The sequence below is a fragment of the Shimia sp. W99 genome (assembly GCF_053851455.3).
The window spans coordinates 429,828-443,877 of sequence record NZ_JBSQBU020000001.1; the positions used below are offsets into that span (position 1 = coordinate 429,828).

Annotated in this window: 16 protein-coding genes; 7 read left to right on the plus strand and 9 right to left on the minus strand. The window is 61.7% G+C overall.

Going from position 1 to position 14,050, the window contains the following annotated elements; genetic code table 11:
• Positions 1–36: 36 nt before the first annotated feature.
• Positions 37–1,047 carry a Hint domain-containing protein gene (locus ACS3QZ_RS02040; RefSeq protein ID WP_456036340.1) on the minus strand — a complete coding sequence of 337 codons (1,011 nt, stop codon included), beginning with the start codon at positions 1,045–1,047 and terminating at the stop codon, positions 37–39.
• Between the two features lie 140 nt (positions 1,048–1,187).
• On the opposite strand from ACS3QZ_RS02040, the gene ACS3QZ_RS02045 reads away from it, so the two are divergent.
• The 3 genes from ACS3QZ_RS02045 (at position 1,188) to ACS3QZ_RS02055 (ending at position 4,304) form a co-directional block, all read left to right on the plus strand.
• Positions 1,188–1,967, plus strand: coding sequence for an SDR family oxidoreductase (locus ACS3QZ_RS02045; RefSeq protein ID WP_456036341.1), 780 nt, complete (start codon positions 1,188–1,190; stop codon positions 1,965–1,967).
• Positions 1,939–3,102, plus strand: a complete 1,164-nt coding sequence (locus ACS3QZ_RS02050) for a YhaZ family DNA alkylation repair protein (protein WP_456036342.1) — start codon at positions 1,939–1,941, stop codon at positions 3,100–3,102. The genes ACS3QZ_RS02045 and ACS3QZ_RS02050 overlap by 29 nt, the downstream gene beginning before the upstream one ends.
• A gap of 101 nt (positions 3,103–3,203) precedes the next feature.
• Positions 3,204–4,304 (plus strand): ABC transporter ATP-binding protein, encoded by a 1,101-nt coding sequence (locus ACS3QZ_RS02055; protein WP_456036343.1) that lies wholly within the window; start codon positions 3,204–3,206, stop codon positions 4,302–4,304.
• A gap of 9 nt (positions 4,305–4,313) precedes the next feature.
• On the opposite strand, the gene ACS3QZ_RS02060 is transcribed toward ACS3QZ_RS02055, so the two are convergent.
• Together ACS3QZ_RS02060 and ACS3QZ_RS02065 are read right to left on the minus strand one after the other, a co-directional pair.
• Complete coding sequence (locus tag ACS3QZ_RS02060) at positions 4,314–4,859, minus strand: NADase-type glycan-binding domain-containing protein (protein ID WP_456036344.1); 546 nt, start codon at positions 4,857–4,859, stop codon at positions 4,314–4,316.
• A gap of 65 nt (positions 4,860–4,924) precedes the next feature.
• Positions 4,925–5,587 (minus strand): helix-turn-helix transcriptional regulator, encoded by a 663-nt coding sequence (locus ACS3QZ_RS02065; RefSeq protein ID WP_456036345.1) that lies wholly within the window; start codon positions 5,585–5,587, stop codon positions 4,925–4,927.
• Positions 5,588–5,779: 192 nt separating this feature from the next.
• Here ACS3QZ_RS02065 and ACS3QZ_RS02070 point away from each other — a divergent pair, with 192 nt between their 5' ends.
• The 4 genes from ACS3QZ_RS02070 to ACS3QZ_RS02085 all read left to right on the plus strand — a co-directional run bounded on the left by ACS3QZ_RS02070 (position 5,780) and on the right by ACS3QZ_RS02085 (position 8,370).
• Positions 5,780–5,995: a twin-arginine translocase TatA/TatE family subunit gene (locus ACS3QZ_RS02070; RefSeq protein ID WP_093092896.1), complete on the plus strand. Its 216-nt coding sequence runs from the start codon at positions 5,780–5,782 to the stop codon at positions 5,993–5,995.
• A gap of 18 nt (positions 5,996–6,013) precedes the next feature.
• Entirely contained in the window at positions 6,014–6,517 is a 504-nt protein-coding gene (gene tatB / locus ACS3QZ_RS02075; RefSeq protein WP_456036346.1) for a Sec-independent protein translocase protein TatB, read from the plus strand.
• Entirely contained in the window at positions 6,514–7,407 is an 894-nt protein-coding gene (gene tatC, locus ACS3QZ_RS02080) for a twin-arginine translocase subunit TatC (protein ID WP_093092892.1), read from the plus strand. The genes tatB and tatC overlap by 4 nt, the downstream gene beginning before the upstream one ends.
• 123 nt (positions 7,408–7,530) lie before the next feature.
• Positions 7,531–8,370, plus strand: coding sequence for an ATP-binding protein (locus ACS3QZ_RS02085; protein WP_456036347.1), 840 nt, complete (start codon positions 7,531–7,533; stop codon positions 8,368–8,370).
• 87 nt (positions 8,371–8,457) lie between these two features.
• Here ACS3QZ_RS02085 and ACS3QZ_RS02090 read toward each other — a convergent pair whose 3' ends face one another.
• The 6 genes from ACS3QZ_RS02090 to purF form a co-directional block, all read right to left on the minus strand.
• Entirely contained in the window at positions 8,458–9,687 is a 1,230-nt protein-coding gene (locus ACS3QZ_RS02090) for a LysM peptidoglycan-binding domain-containing protein (RefSeq protein ID WP_456036348.1), read from the minus strand.
• A gap of 121 nt (positions 9,688–9,808) precedes the next feature.
• Complete coding sequence (locus ACS3QZ_RS02095; protein ID WP_456036349.1) at positions 9,809–10,465, minus strand: protein-L-isoaspartate(D-aspartate) O-methyltransferase; 657 nt, start codon at positions 10,463–10,465, stop codon at positions 9,809–9,811.
• Entirely contained in the window at positions 10,462–11,244 is a 783-nt protein-coding gene (surE, locus tag ACS3QZ_RS02100) for a 5'/3'-nucleotidase SurE (RefSeq protein WP_456036350.1), read from the minus strand. Before surE ends, ACS3QZ_RS02095 begins: the two co-directional genes overlap by 4 nt.
• Positions 11,245–11,340: 96 nt before the next feature.
• Positions 11,341–12,000: an SDR family NAD(P)-dependent oxidoreductase gene (locus ACS3QZ_RS02105; RefSeq protein WP_456039296.1), complete on the minus strand. Its 660-nt coding sequence runs from the start codon at positions 11,998–12,000 to the stop codon at positions 11,341–11,343.
• 128 nt (positions 12,001–12,128) lie between these two features.
• On the minus strand, positions 12,129–12,386 hold the full coding sequence (locus ACS3QZ_RS02110) for a hypothetical protein (protein WP_456036351.1): 258 nt from the start codon (positions 12,384–12,386) through the stop codon (positions 12,129–12,131).
• 176 nt (positions 12,387–12,562) lie between these two features.
• Positions 12,563–14,044 (minus strand): amidophosphoribosyltransferase, encoded by a 1,482-nt coding sequence (gene purF / locus ACS3QZ_RS02115; RefSeq protein WP_093092880.1) that lies wholly within the window; start codon positions 14,042–14,044, stop codon positions 12,563–12,565.
• Positions 14,045–14,050: the final 6 nt, after the last annotated feature.

Consider the following 14,050-nt stretch of genomic DNA (forward strand, 5'->3'; position numbering starts at 1 on the left):
GCGTGCGCGTCAAATCGCAAGGAAAAGCGCGCTTGATTACTTGGAAGAGGCGCGTTTCAGAAGGGCGGCCGCATCCGGGCGATCAAGCAGGCTTTCATGCACTTCGTATTCGTGGTGACGGCGCCGTTCGTGACCGGGCAGGTCTTCTTTCATGTCCTGGGGCAGCACGGCGCGGGTGCGCGTGTCAATCTGCATGGTTTCGGCGGAGATGCCTTCGGCAAAGATGATCTGGTGACTATCGAACATCAGCTGAAAATAATCGACAAACCCGCCTTCCTGCACAAAAACCGTGTCGCCGTTCACAAGATGGCGTGCCTTGACCAGCAATTCGGATCGCCCCGCGCCAATCTGGTCATGGCGCTGGTAGATGAACAGGCGGTGTTCCGGGCTGACCTTGAGGTCGTTTGTATTATTGAGCGTCCCTGCGGTGATCACGATGGGGGCAAATTCACCCATGGCGCGCTGTGTCGAATGCCCGATCCAGCGCAGTTCCTGTGGACCGTCATCGCGGGTCAGCACGCGGTCGCCGACGCGCAGGTCCTCGATCGGTTTCTGTTCGCCCGTGGCTGTGGTGATGCGCGTACCCCGAGTGAAGCTCACGCAAGCCAGTTGCGCAAGCCGGGTGACGGCGATGTCGCGGTCGACACCCACAAGCGAATACTCGGTCTTATGTGCCAGAGGGGCCAGCGGGGCGCCGTAGATTTCGGCGATGTTGCCGTCTTCGTCCACCTCGACAAGAACAAGCACTTCGATTGTGTCGCCGGAGGGCGGCATGAAGGTTGCCACGCAATCAAGGAAAACACGCGCGCCGGGGCTGCCAAGTGTCGCGTCGCCCGCGATCAGGAACTGACCCTTGTCGTCTGCTTCGAGTAACAGGCTGTGTGGTTCGGCCTCGGACGTGAGCACATAGGTATCGTCCGGCACCAATTCTTCGGAATAGGACAAGCCATCGCCCAGATTGGCGCCATTGATGACCCGCAACATATCGGCCTGATAAACAGGCAGACGTTGCGAGGGCAGGGCTGAATTGTGCATTTGCGGCGACATACGCTCAGATTCTCTTGCCGGTAAAATATGTTCAAGAGGTAAAGAAACATTGTGGCAGCATGACGCCTGAGCACAGGCAATATGCTGGCATCCTTGGGCTGATGGGTGTTTTCTGTCCGCATCAATAAGGGGAGAATCGCATGGATTTGGGAATCAAGGGCAAGCGTGCCTTGGTATGTGCGTCGTCCAAGGGATTGGGTTTGGCCTGTGCGCGGGCGCTTGCGGCTGAGGGCGTGGACCTGATCATGAATGCGCGCGGGGCCGAGGCGCTTGAGGCGTCGGCCGAGGCGATCCGCAAGGAATTCGGTGTTGATGTCGTGACTATTGCCTGTGACGTGACTTCGCAGGACGGGCAGGCGGCGCTGATCGAAGCGGCGCAGGGGGTCGATATCCTGGTCAACAACGCGGGTGGTCCGCCGCCGGGTATGTGGACCGACTGGGAGCGCGAGGATTTCCTTGCCGCGCTCGAGGCCAATATGCTGACGCCGATTGCCCTGATGAAGGCTTTGGTGCCGGGCATGATCGACAGGGGCTGGGGACGGGTGGTCAATATCACCTCGCAATCGGTCAAGGCGCCAATCGCGGTTCTGGGCCTGTCGAATTCGGCACGGGCCGGGCTGACGGGCTATGTGGCGGGCACGTCGCGTCAGGTCGCGCCTTTCGGAGTGAACATCAACAACCTGTTGCCCGGCAGTCATGACACTGACCGGATCGCGGCGCTCGACAAGGGCAATGCCGAAAAAAGCGGGCAAAGCGTCGAAGAGGCACGCGCGGCGCGGCAGGCGACAATTCCGGCCGGCAAGGATGGCAATCCGCGCGATTTCGGTGCCACTTGCGCGTTCATGTGCTCGCAATATGCGGCCTTCATGGTGGGGCAGAACGTCCTTCTGGATGGCGGCAACATCAACGCGACGCTCTGAACCCTTGGCACAGGGGTTTTCTCTGAAAGATCAGCTGTTCAACGCGGACAGCCTTGGGGATCTGGCGGCAGAGTATTCTGCCGCCATTCCCGGTTTTGACGCCGATGATTTTCACCGCGAAGTGGTGGCGGGCCTCGAGGGGCGTGAACTTCTGGAGCGACTGGAGTGGATCGCGGATTGCGTTGAAAAACGTCTTGCACCCGATTTCGTGACCATGGCCGCGCAGCTGGAAGCGGCGATGCCCGCGCCCTTGGATCCGACGCTGCGTGATGATGATTTCGGGCGGTTCATTCATGCGGTGCCGGGAATACTGGCGGTGCGGCACGGGTTGGAGCACCAACGCGAGCGGGCGCTTGACCTGCTGCACGCGGCGACGCAGCGGTTTTCAATGGAATTCTACATCCGTCCGTTTCTCAATCGCTGGCCCGACGAGACAATGGCGCGGTTGCGCCGTTGGGCCGAGGACGAGAATTACCATGTGCGCCGTTTGGTAAGTGAAGGCACGCGGCCCAAGTTGCCTTGGGCGAAGAAGATCGACCTTGATCCAACGGAGTCGCTGCCCCTTCTGGACACGCTCCACGCCGATCCGACACGGTATGTGACGCGCTCAGTGGCCAATCATCTCAACGACATAGCCAAGATTGCGCCGGACCAGGTCATCTCTCGTCTGAACGATTGGCACGAAGCCGATCGGCAGGACAAACGAGAGCTGGACTGGATGACGCGCCACGGGCTGCGGACATTGGTCAAACACGGCGAACCCGGTGCGATGGCGCTGCTGGGCTATCACCACGACGCGCCAATCGCGGTCGCGGAGCTGACCTTGGCGCGGGATGAGTTGGCGATCGGCGAAACGCTGGACCTGTCCGTGGTTCTGGAAACGCGGGGCGAAACGCCCGTGCCGGTTCTGGTTGACTATGTGATTACGTTCCATCGCCCCAGTGGGCGGCAGGGCAGGAAAGTGTTCAAGCTCAAACAAGGGCTCGTCCCTGCCGGGGGGGGGCTGCGGATGACCAAGGCGCACCGGCTCAAGGGCAATGCCACCACCTTTACGCTGCATCCGGGGCCGCACAGGGTTGCCATTCAGGTCAACGGCAAGGTGATGGACGAGATCGGCTTTGATCTGACCGTGTAAGCGTTTTTTTGAGATGCGTTCGCAGGGTTGAAGCGGGGCGGGGGGGCTGGTACATCTCGGGCAAACCCGATGATTTCCCTCGGGGATTGCAAGAGGCACCCGTGCAGTCGCAGACTCAATCTTCTCCTCCGCCCCGGCTGGAAGTTCGCCACCTGCGCCGCGCCTTTGGTGACCGACAGGTGGTCGACGACGTTTCACTGACCATCCAACCGGGACAGGTGCTTTGCCTGCTGGGGCCGTCTGGCTGCGGCAAATCAACGACGCTGCGCATGATTGCCGGGGTCGATATGCAGGACAGCGGCGAAATCTATGTCGACGGCAAGCTGATCTGTGACACGGTGTTCCGCATCCCGCCCGAGCGGCGCCATATCGGCCTGATGTTTCAGGACTTTGCCCTGTTCCCGCATCTGAGCGTGGCGGACAACGTGGCCTTTGGCCTCAAGACCAGCAAGGATGAGAAACGCGCGCGTGTCGAGGCGCTCTTGGCGAAGGTCAATCTGGGCTGGGCGATCGACGAATTTCCGCATGTCCTTTCGGGGGGGGAACAGCAGCGGATCGCACTGGCGCGCGCTCTGGCGCCACGGCCGCGGATCATGTTGATGGACGAGCCGTTTTCCGGGCTCGACAACCGCCTGCGCGACGAGATCAGGGATCAGACGTTGAGCCTTCTCAAAGAAGAGGACACGGCGGTGATGCTGGTGACGCATGAGCCGGAAGAGGCGATGCGCATGGCAGATGAAATTGCGCTGATGCGGCACGGAAAGATCGTTCAACAAGGCGCGCCCTACAATATCTACAACGCGCCCGTGGATCGTGAGGCGGTTGGTTTCTTTAGCGATATCAACGTGATCCGGGGTGTTTCCAAAGGTGCACTGACCGACACGCCCTTTGGCCAGTTCCTGACGCCGGGGCTGGCGGACGGCGCCAAGGTGGACATCGTGATCCGCCCGCAGCATCTCAAGCTCGACTTTGACCGTGATGGCAAAGGGCCATTGCCGACCGCCAGCGACGGCGTGGCGGCGCGGGGTATCGTGAAGCGTGCACGATTCATGGGCAATGAAAGCCTTGTTGAATTCCGCATGGACTATGACGGATCCGAGCTCAAGGTCACGGTGCCAAACGTGTTCCTGCCGGGCGAGGGGACGCCGCTGTGGCTGACCATCCGGCGCGACCGGTGTTTCGTGTTTCCGGCCAAGGATTGAACTGTCGTTTCACATACCGAAATCCGGCCAGAGCTCGTTGACGCAGGTATCCTGCCAGCGGGCGCCGGGATAGACGCTGTTGATCACGATTTCGATCACCCGAGGTTGTAAAGTGGTCCAAGGGATCGGGATGGGTTGTTCCACACCGTGATCCTCGAGGCGATATTGCATTGTCCGGCGTTGGGGATCGTCCACGGCCCAGAAATGCACCGTGATGTCGCGAATGCGTCCATTGTCCGCAAATGACTTGGGCGACTTGGCGTAGCCATTGCTGATCCAGATCCGTTCAAGAGGACCGGCAAACCGATAGCTCAGCGTGATCTGTTCTCCGATCCCGGGTCCCGGAACACCCTCGCACCAGGCGGTGTAATCATTTGCGTCGCGCATCGAGCCGATGTCGTACCGGTTGCCTGACTGCGGGGCCAAGGCGCTGCTGACGCAAACGGACTGATAGTCGAAGGCTTGCATTCCGTGCATTGTTTCGCACAAGGGCTGAGCCGCGAGGGGTGACGCCAGAGCGACCAGCGCAGAAAAGGCGTAAATCGGGCGCTTCATGTGAACCTCCTTTGTCGGAACGCTTGGAGTGTAGGACGATCCCATGACTTGCGCCATGATACGCCTCAAAGGGTTTGGAGCTGAAAATCCTGAAGACGCTTGCCCGGTTCGTCGACGAACAGGCCGGGCAGGATGGTGACGGTGTCGATCTGATCAACCCGGAGTGTTTCAAACCCGTCCCCGGTTTCGCTCCAGACGACGCAAGTCCACACGCGCCCCCAATAATCCATCTTGAGCGGTCGCACGTCGCAAATGCGCCCGTCGGTCAGGGTGAGGCGCAGCTTTTGACGCGCACGAATGGCCGTGCGCAAGGGGGTCAGATGACGGAACCCCTGCGCGGCGTCGGCAAAGGGATAAACGGCAAAACCAAAGCTCTTGGGCGCGGCGCGGCTGTCTTCGGGCAGTACGGCGTCGATCTTGGCGCTGAGCGATTCGGCGGCTTCGCGCAGATCACCTTCCATTCCGCCGCCCACCGCAGCCAAGCCGATGTGAAGCGCCTCGAGTTCCGTTTCTGTCAGGTTCAGGGGGGGCAGGGTGATTGCGGCGCGCGCGGCATATCCCAGCCCACGTTCGCCTTCGACGGGCACACCGCTTGCCGCGAGGGTTTCCATGTCGCGGTATATCGTACGCATGGAAACCCCAAGCCGCTTGGCCATGTCCTCGGCCCGGTGCAGGCGGCCATCCTTCAATATCTCGATCAGGGCATAGAGCCGATCCGCTCGTTTCATGGCGCTGATTTACCCTTCAACTGACAAAAAGCTGACAACTGACAGGATAATGACAAAACAAGTGCACAAACACCCCCAATCGGCGCATCTGACATGGTGTTTGGCGCTTTTCCACCGATCAACAAGGCGCTACGACTGAGGCGTCATTTACCGGGACGCCCGCGCGGCGCCCGATGCTAGGGAGATAAAGACATGTTGAACAATATCGGTCTGCCGGGCCTTCTTCTGATCGCCGTTGTCGTGCTCGTGCTGTTTGGCCGTGGCAAGATCAGCTCGCTCATGGGCGAAGTTGGCAAGGGCATCACCTCGTTCAAGCGCGGCATCAACGAAGGCCAGGAAGAGCTTGAAAAAGAAGCCGCCAACACGGCCAAGGACGTTACCCCCGAAGACGAAAAAGACAAAGTCTGAGCCGGAGGCGCCTGATAGATGTTCGATCTGGGTTGGACTGAACTGCTGGTGATCGGCATCGTCGCGCTGATCGTCGTCGGCCCCAAGGATTTGCCTGTGCTGTTCCGCTCGGTAGGGCGGTTCGTGGGCAAGGCCAAGGGGATGGCGCGTGAGTTTTCGACGGCCATGAACCAGGCTGCGGATCAGGCTGGCGTGAAGGATGTGACCGACACATTCCGGAGCGCCACGGATGGGCTGAACAAGGTCACGAACCCGGTCAAGGCTGCAACAGATGCGGTCAAGGAGACGGCCAAGTCGGTCACGGACCTGAACCTTGATCCCGAGAGTGAAACGGGCAAACTGGCCGCGCAGCGTGCCGAGGATGTCCGGAAGATCCAGGAAGCGACAGCGAAGAAGGCTCAGGATCGTCTGGATGCCGAGGCCAAGGCAGCCAAGGAAGCGGCCGCCGAAGCCAAGGCCCGAGCCGAAGCGGCGCGCGAGGCCACGCAAACCACTGATTCCGCCGAGGACTCCAAAGCATGAGCAGCACTGACGAGATCGACGACAGCTCGGCCCCGTTGATCGAGCATCTGGCCGAACTGCGCAACCGCCTGATTCACTCGGTGGTTGCCTTCCTGATCGGCATGATCATCTGTTTCACGGTGGCCACCCCGATCTTCAACTTCCTGACTGCGCCCTTGTGCTCGGTTCTGGCCGAGCGGGGACAGGATTGCGACCTGATCTTCATTTCGCCGCAGGAAGGCTTCTTCGTGGCAATCAAGGTGTCGTTGCTGGGTGGTCTGATCCTCGCCTTTCCCTATATCGCCCTGCAGATGTGGCGTTTCGTGGCGCCGGGGCTTTACAAGAACGAGAAGGGCGCGTTCCTGCCGTTTCTGATCGCCTCGCCTTTCATGTTCCTTCTGGGCGCGTCGTTCGCGTTCTTCGTTGTCACACCGCTGGCCTATGACTTTTTCCTCGGGTTTCAGCAGTTTGGCGGAGAAGGAGAAGCGGTTGTAGAAGGCGGCATGAATGCGGCGCCCCTGTCGGTTGTGTTCCAGGGCTCTGCTCAGGAATACCTGAACCTGACCATCAAGTTCATCGTCGCCTTTGGTCTGTGTTTCCAGCTTCCGGTGCTTCTGACCCTGATGGGCAAGGCCGGTCTGGTCAGCGCCGAGGGATTGGGCACCGTGCGCAAATACGCGGTCGTGGGCATTCTGGTTTTGGCCGCGCTGGTCACGCCGCCGGACGTGATCACGCAGGTGATCCTGTTTGTCGTGGTTTACGGGCTATACGAGATTTCGATCTTCCTCGTGCGCCGTGTGGAAGCCAAACGCGAGGCACAGCTGCGCGCGGATGGCTATTATGACGACGAAGAAGAATTTGACGATCCTCTGATGAAAGAGTTCGACGAGGACGACGAAGCTTCGAAATGACCCAGACCCACCGAAGGTCGGAAAGGGCGCGCGGGATCATCCGCGCGCCGCTTGCGTATCTCCCCCTTGCCGCTGTCTTCTGATCGTGGTTTCTGGGCCGCGAACCAAGACAGGAGAGCCGCCATGACAGACGCCACGCTGAGCCGCATTGCCGAGGCCCTTGAACGCATGTCACCCGCTCCGCTGGCGGCGCCGGATTTCTCGGCGGCCGATGGCTTTGTCTGGCACGTGGACCCGGACCGGCTTGAGGCAGTGGCGCGGATCAACCGTGTGGAGATCGACCTTCTGATCGGGGTGGACCGCTCGCGCGATACGCTGCTGGAGAACACGTTGCAGTTCGCGCGCGGTCTTCCGGCCAACAATGCGTTGTTGTGGGGCGCGCGCGGCATGGGGAAATCGTCGCTGGTCAAGGCGGTGCATGCAGAAGTGCTCAAACAGGGGCTGCCGCTCAAGATCGTGGAGTTGCAACGCGAAGACCTGCCCAGTGTCGCGCGGCTGTTGAACCTGTTGCGCGGGCGCGATGAGCGGTTCCTGCTGTTTTGTGACGACCTCTCGTTCAGCCATGATGACCAGCATTATAAATCGCTCAAGGCGGTTCTGGATGGCGGTATCGAAGGCCGCCCGGACAACGTGGTCTTTTATGCCACTTCAAACCGCCGACACCTGATGCCGCGGGACATGATCGAAAATGAACGCTCGAGCGCGATCAATCCCTCCGAGGCGGTCGAGGAAAAAGTCTCCCTTTCGGACCGCTTTGGCCTCTGGCTCGGCTTCCACCCCTGCACGCAGGACGACTACCTTGCCATGATCCGCGGCTATTGTGATGCCCACGGCGTCGAAGTTGACGATGAGACCCTGCGCGCAGAGGCGATTGAATGGCAGGCCACGCGCGGGGCGCGGTCGGGCCGGGTGGCGTGGCAATACTTTACGGATCTGGCCGGGCGTCGTGGCGTGGCGCTCTGACCCCGGACGCCACGCTTTACTTTCTTTTTCCAAAAATACCCCGGGGAGTCTCAGCTTGCTGAGACGGGGCAGAGCCCCTGCGGCGCGTTACTTCAAATAGGGCATCGGGTCGACACTGTCGAAGCCCTTGCGAACCTCGAAATGCACGAAACTGTCTTTGGCGGGAAGGACGGCAAGGGTCTCTCCCCTTTTGACGCTGGCCCCCTTGGACACTTTCACCGTATCGACGTTGTAATAGACCGTCATGAGATTGTCGCTGTGGCGCAGGACGACAATCTTGACATCGTCTGCATCCGTGGTGATTGCGGCAACCTTGCCATCGGCAGCTGCCTTGACCGGGGTGCCAGCCTTGCCTGCGATATCAATGCCGTTGTTCTTGCCCTTGGAATAGGGGCGGATGATCTTGCCGTCGACCGGATAGCTCATGCGCGCGCTGCTGGCGGACTGCGTCTTGCCGAGATCCGGAGATTGCGGCGTGGCAACTTTGGCCTTGGTGTCATCCGGGGGCAGCGGCTTCGTCGAGCTGGGCGGCGTCGGCGTCGGTGATCCCTGACCAGGCAGCGTGGTCGTTGCCGCGGCGGCGGCTGCCGTGGCGGGAGCCGCTGCAGAGGACGAGGATGTGCTCTTTGCCTTTTTCTCGGCCACAGGGTCGGCCGGGGGGATCAGCAGGATCTGGTTTTCGCGAATGGTGAAGTCGCTGCCCAGCCCGTTCCATTCGGCAAGGGCGCGCACCGAGACATTGTAGAGCCGCGAGATGGTAAAGGCGGTTTCGCCGCGTTTGACCTTGTGGCGGATCGGCTCATAGCCCGTCTGGGTATTGGGTGCGGGGGCTGCCGCCGGAGCGAGCGTTTCCGTGGCCACTTCGGGCTCGGCCTTGTCGATGGCGCTTCCGGCAATAGCGGCAATGTCGACATCGCTTTGCGGGGGCTGCACAACACCGGTGCCGCCGGTTGCCGCGGAAGGTTCAGCCACCTTGTAAGGCAGCGCGACGATTTCGCCGTCGCGCAACCGGGCGTCGGGCTGAATGCCATTGTATTTGGCCAGCTCGGCTGCCGGGATGCCGACGCGGGCCGAAACATCGCTCAGCGTATCGCCACGTCTGGCCACGGCCACCTGGTAGCCGGGATAGGAGATTATGCCGCGATTGTCGGGTCGGGGGCGTTTGGCGGTCGCGGTCTTGGCGGCGGTGGTGGTGTCAAGCTCGGCGCCTAATCCGCCGCGCAGGTCCACGTCAAATCCGTCGTCGCAGGCGACGACCAGCGCCAGGCACAACCCGGCCATCGCCAGTCGTGCAGGTTTACCCGGAGAAATTCCCATCTCGATGCCCTCGCATGCGCCCCTTGTTGGTTGGTCTTGCGCCGGGGCCGCGTTTGTCACTCGTCAATTTCAAAATGGCGCGGATTTCTCTGTTTCCAAGGGGAAACCCGGCCCAAAATGCTCAATTATCGCGCGCGATGCCTTCGATCAAGGGCACAAAGCGCACCGGGCGCAGTTCATCATAATCAAACCCGGTCTCAGTCCGCCGCACGCGGATCAGGCTTTGCACCGTGTCCGACTGGCCCACGGGCAGCACCATGATACCGCCGATCTTCAATTGGGCCAAGAGGGGGCCGGGCGGGTCCTCGGCGGCGGCGGTCACGATGATGCGATCAAAGGGGGCCTGATCGGGCAGACCGAAGCTGCCGTCCGAGGTGAAGGCGGTAATATTCACGAGGTCCAGTTCTTCGAAGACCTCGCGCGCCTCGCGCACCAATCGTTTGTGCCGGTCCACGGTGTAGACGCGCCGCGCCAGAAGGCTCAGGATCGCGGCCTGATAGCCGGAACCGGTGCCCACTTCGAGCACCTTGTCGCGTGCGCTGACCTCGAGCGCCTGCGTCATGAGCGCCACGACACTGGGTTGGGAAATGGTCTGGCCACAGGCGATGGGAAGCGGCGTGTCCTCGTAGGCGCGTTCGGCAAAGAGGCCACGCACGAAGCGGCCCCGGTCAATGCGTTCCATGGCCGTCAGGACCGCCGGATCCATGACCCCCTTTGAGCGCAGCGCAAAGAGGAACTGCATCTTGCGTTCGGCGGTGGCGTCGTCTTCGAGGCTCATTCGATCCCCTTCAGCGCCGCAAGCGCATCATGCGCGGTCAGGTCGGCGCGCATCGGCGTGACGGAAATGTATCCGTCAAGGTTGGCGGCAGCGTCGCTGCCTGCCTCGGTCTGGATCTGCTGGTTGCCGCCCTTGGCCCAGAGAAACCGCCGCCCAGAGGGCGAGGCGTGGGGTTCGACCGAGAAGTTTGTACCCTGGCGCATGCCCTGGGTCGTGACCCGAACGCCCTTGACGTCATCGGCCATGACCGGTGGGAAATTGATGTTGTAAAACAGATGGTAGGCCGATGGGTTATCGGGTGTTGCGGCCAATATCTTGCGCACCACGTCGGCCCCGAATTGTCCGGCGGCGTCGAACGGGTCTTCCGCGGTGTAGTTCGCGGGGCCAAGATATTGCGACAGGGCCATGGAGGGGATGCCCTGCAACGCGCCTTCCATGGCGCCGCCGAGCGTACCCGAATAAAGCGCGTTCTCGGCGGAGTTGTTGCCCCGGTTCACGCCGGACAGGATCAGGTCGGGGCGGCGGCCCTTCATCACGTCATGCACGCCCGCAAGCACGCAGTCTGCGGGGCTTCCTTCGGCGGCAAAGCTGCGGTCGCCCATTTTGGCGATCATCGTGGGGTGGGTGTAGCTGATGCAGTGGGCCACGCCGGATTGTTCGAACGCCGGTGCGACGGTCCAGACTTCGCCATCTTTGCCTGCCACCTCTGCGGCGATCTTGTACAGCACGGCCAGTCCGGGCGCGTTGATACCGTCGTCATTGGTGATGAGAATACGCATGTTTTGCCTGCCCCTAACCGCCTCTTGGCTCCTGTCTAGTGGAGCCATGGGCGGGGGGCAAGTATCGCAACCCCGTGTTCGCGCCGGTAAGAGGCGTCAGAGACCCAGTTCTGTCAGAAGCCGGGCCGCTTCGTCGCGCGGATGGGCAAGGGGTGCGCGGTCTTCACCGGGATGGAAGCGGGCGCGCAGACCCGTGGGCATGGGGTTGGGCGACAGGATCGAGACCTTGGGGCCAATATTCGTGTTTTCCACCTGCCAGCTTTTGGCGAGGGCAATCTGACCGGTCTTGGTTGCGCCGTAGCTGCCGAAGAACTTCTCGCCGCCATGCGGATCATCGAAGAACACGGCATGGCCGTCTTCGCTCAGCAAAGGCGTCAGGAAGGGGATCAGGCGGCCGGTGGCGTCGAGATTGATCTTGACCGACTTGTCCCAGTCCTTGGGGTCGATATGTCCTGCCGGGGTGAGCGGGGCGCCGTGGATGGCGGTGTGCACCCAGAGGTCGATCTTGCCCCAGCGGTCGTGGATCGAGCGGCAGAGCTGGGCCATGGCGTCGACATTGGTGATGTCCATCGGGGCCAGCGTCGCCTTGCCACCCTTGGCCTGGATGCGGTCATCCAGTTCCTCGAGCCCGCCAGTGGTGCGGGCCACGGCGACGACGTGATAAGCCGGGCTGAGGGCTTCGGCGAAAGCGGCGCCAAGGCCGCGCGATGCGCCTGTCACCAGCGCGATTTTCTCGGAAGAAGTGCTGTCAGTCATGCGCTTCATGTGCGCCCTTGGGCGCAGGAGGTCAAGAGGGAGGGTGAGGGGCCAGCCCCTCAGCCTGAAAATCCTGCAGGATTTTCAGGCTTCACCCCGGGGTATTTTGGGAAAAAGAAAGTTGGGGGTCAGTTCGGCATGGTCAGCCGGGTTTCGCGTGAACCGGATTGCAGGACAATGCTGGTATTGTCGATACCGACCACCTTGCCGCCCGGGGTCCGGTCTCCGAGGCCGACCTTGAGCGTGCGCCCGGACGGGGTGAGCAGGAGCGCCGAGGGATTCTCGGTGGTGCCCATCAGGCCGATCAGCGTCAGGCGCGTGCGGTTCTTGAGCACGCCCGGGGTGGTGGCCGTCGCGGCCACGGCGTCGGGGGTTTTGGCGGTCATGAGATACCTGTGTTCCTTGCCCCTTTGGCGGGCACGAGGACGGCAGGTATCAGGGGGCAGTCGGGAAGAAAAGAGCGGTCGGGGACCGCTCGGCAGGTTTTTGCCGCACTGCAGCATTGCCTCGCCAGTCACGGGGGAGTGCGGGCTGCCCGGGCGCGAGCGCGTGGAGGCGGTGGCTATTCCGCCGCCTTCATTTCGAAACCCTTTTCGAGCATGTCGGAGGGCGTGACCGGGTATTCGCCCGAGAAGCAGGCGTCGCAGTATTGCGGGCAGTCCTTGGAGCGGCCTGTCGCTTCGCCCACGGCGCGATAAAGCCCGTCGAGCGAGATGAATTTCAGGCTGTCCACCGCGAGGTGCTCTGCCATTTCATCCTCGGACATGGTGGCCGCAAGCAGTTTCTCGCGTTGCGGCGTATCGACGCCGTAGAAGCAGGGCCATGCCGTCGGCGGTGAGGCGATGCGGAAATGCACCTCTTTCGCGCCGGCATCAAGGATCATTTCCTTGATCTTGCGGCTGGTAGTGCCGCGGACAACCGAATCATCCACCAGGATCACGCGCTTTCCTTTTATCAGGGCGCGGTTAACATTCAGTTTAAGCCGCACACCCATGTTCCGGATCTGCTCGGTGGGTTCGATGAAGGTACGCCCCATGTACTGGTTGCGGATGATGCCCATGGCAAAGGGAATGCCGCTTTCCTGGCTGAAGCCGATGGCGGCGGGGGTGCCACTGTCGGGAACGGCGCAGACGAGATCGGCCTCGACCGGGTTCTCGCGGGCCAGTTCCACGCCGATCTGGCGGCGGGTTTCATAGACGGAGCGCCCACCGATGATCGAATCGGGGCGCGAGAAATAGACGTGTTCGAAGATGCAGAACTTGCTGGGTTGAGGGCGGAAGGGGAACGAGCTTTCGACTCCGTCTTCCTCTGTAATGACCACCATTTCACCGGGTTCGATTTCGCGGATGTATTCGGCGCCGATGATGTCGAGGCCGCAGGTTTCCGAGCTGAGGACCCAACCATCGCCAAGGCGCCCGAGCACCAGAGGACGCACGCCATGCGGGTCGCGCACGCCGATCAGTTTGGTGCGTGTCATGGCCACGACCGAGAAGGCGCCTTCGACCCGGCGCAGGGCGTCTTGCATGCGTTCGGGGATGTTGCGCTGAAGTGAGCGGGCCATCAGATGGATGATGCATTCACTGTCCGAGCTGCTCTGGAAGATCGAGCCGCGCTCGATCAGTTCCTTGCGCAGGGCGTTGGCATTGGTGATGTTGCCGTTATGGGCGATGGCCGCGCCGCCCATGGAAAACTCGCCAAAGAAGGGTTGGACGTCGCGGATGGCCGCGCCCTTGGAGCCGGCGGTGGAATAGCGCACATGCCCGATCGCAAGCGGACCGGGCAGGGTTTCCATCAGGCTGGCCTTGGTGAAGTTGTCACGCACATAGCCGAAACGGCGGGCACTGTTGAAGCCGTGTTCCGGGTGATGGCAGACGATACCACCCGCCTCTTGTCCACGGTGTTGCAGCGCATGCAGGCCGAGGGCCACGAAATTGGCCGCGTCGGCGAGGCCGATGACGCCGAAGACGCCGCACTCCTCTTTCAGTTTGTCGTCGTCCGCGAACGGGCGCATGGCGTCAAAGTCGAAGGGATGGGCGGGCGGCATATGCTT

Bases quoted from the DNA above. Each gene is read 5' to 3' on its own strand.
- ACS3QZ_RS02040 (WP_456036340.1), bottom strand. From the start codon at position 1,047: ATGTCGCCGCAAATGCACAATTCAGCCCTGCCCTCGCAACGTCTGCCT.
- ACS3QZ_RS02045 (WP_456036341.1), top strand. From the start codon at position 1,188: ATGGATTTGGGAATCAAGGGCAAGCGTGCCTTGGTATGTGCGTCGTCC.
- ACS3QZ_RS02050 (WP_456036342.1), top strand. From the start codon at position 1,939: ATGGCGGCAACATCAACGCGACGCTCTGAACCCTTGGCACAGGGGTTT.
- ACS3QZ_RS02060 (WP_456036344.1), bottom strand. From the start codon at position 4,859: ATGAAGCGCCCGATTTACGCCTTTTCTGCGCTGGTCGCTCTGGCGTCA.
- ACS3QZ_RS02065 (WP_456036345.1), bottom strand. From the start codon at position 5,587: ATGAAACGAGCGGATCGGCTCTATGCCCTGATCGAGATATTGAAGGAT.
- ACS3QZ_RS02070 (WP_093092896.1), top strand. From the start codon at position 5,780: ATGTTGAACAATATCGGTCTGCCGGGCCTTCTTCTGATCGCCGTTGTC.
- tatB (WP_456036346.1), top strand. From the start codon at position 6,014: ATGTTCGATCTGGGTTGGACTGAACTGCTGGTGATCGGCATCGTCGCG.
- tatC (WP_093092892.1), top strand. From the start codon at position 6,514: ATGAGCAGCACTGACGAGATCGACGACAGCTCGGCCCCGTTGATCGAG.
- ACS3QZ_RS02085 (WP_456036347.1), top strand. From the start codon at position 7,531: ATGACAGACGCCACGCTGAGCCGCATTGCCGAGGCCCTTGAACGCATG.
- ACS3QZ_RS02090 (WP_456036348.1), bottom strand. From the start codon at position 9,687: ATGGGAATTTCTCCGGGTAAACCTGCACGACTGGCGATGGCCGGGTTG.
- ACS3QZ_RS02095 (WP_456036349.1), bottom strand. From the start codon at position 10,465: ATGAGCCTCGAAGACGACGCCACCGCCGAACGCAAGATGCAGTTCCTC.
- surE (WP_456036350.1), bottom strand. From the start codon at position 11,244: ATGCGTATTCTCATCACCAATGACGACGGTATCAACGCGCCCGGACTG.
- ACS3QZ_RS02105 (WP_456039296.1), bottom strand. From the start codon at position 12,000: ATGACTGACAGCACTTCTTCCGAGAAAATCGCGCTGGTGACAGGCGCA.
- ACS3QZ_RS02110 (WP_456036351.1), bottom strand. From the start codon at position 12,386: ATGACCGCCAAAACCCCCGACGCCGTGGCCGCGACGGCCACCACCCCG.
- purF (WP_093092880.1), bottom strand. From the start codon at position 14,044: ATGCCGCCCGCCCATCCCTTCGACTTTGACGCCATGCGCCCGTTCGCG.